The organism is Saccharothrix sp. ST-888, assembly GCF_000955975.1.
In the GTDB taxonomy this organism is placed as follows: Bacteria; Actinomycetota; Actinomycetes; order Streptomycetales; family Streptomycetaceae; genus Kitasatospora.
This window is the reverse complement of record NZ_JYJF01000576.1, coordinates 1-355: the sequence shown is the minus strand read 5'-3', so window position 1 is coordinate 355 and position 355 is coordinate 1. Positions and strand designations below refer to the sequence as shown.

1 protein-coding gene is annotated in these 355 nt (G+C 74.6%); it reads left to right on the top strand.

Annotated features, from left to right (window positions below; genetic code table 11):
* The coding region (locus UK12_RS33835) for a DUF3710 domain-containing protein (RefSeq protein WP_045307050.1) at positions 1-355 on the top strand (355 nt) is incomplete at both ends.

Here is a 355-nt window from a genome sequence, read left to right as displayed (position 1 = left end):
GGCGAGGACGCGGTCGAGCAGGTCCCCGACCATGCCACCAGCGCGGGCGAGACGGCGGAGGGCGTCGAAGGTTCCGCCGACTCCGGGATCGAGAGCGTGACGGAGAAGTACCCGGGGGACCGGGGCGGGCTGGGGCCGGCTCCGCGCGTCGACGGACCGTGGGACATCTCCGACCTGGAGAAGCCGGAGGAAGGGCGGGTCGGCCGCGTCGGCGTCCTGATCCCCGGAGTCGAGGGGATGGCGCCCAGGGTGGAGGGGGCCGGCGACGCGATCGTGGCCGGCACGCTGGTCCTCGGCAACAGCGCGAGCCAGCTGCAGGCCTGTGCCGCCCCCAAGTCCGAGGGCATCTGGGGTG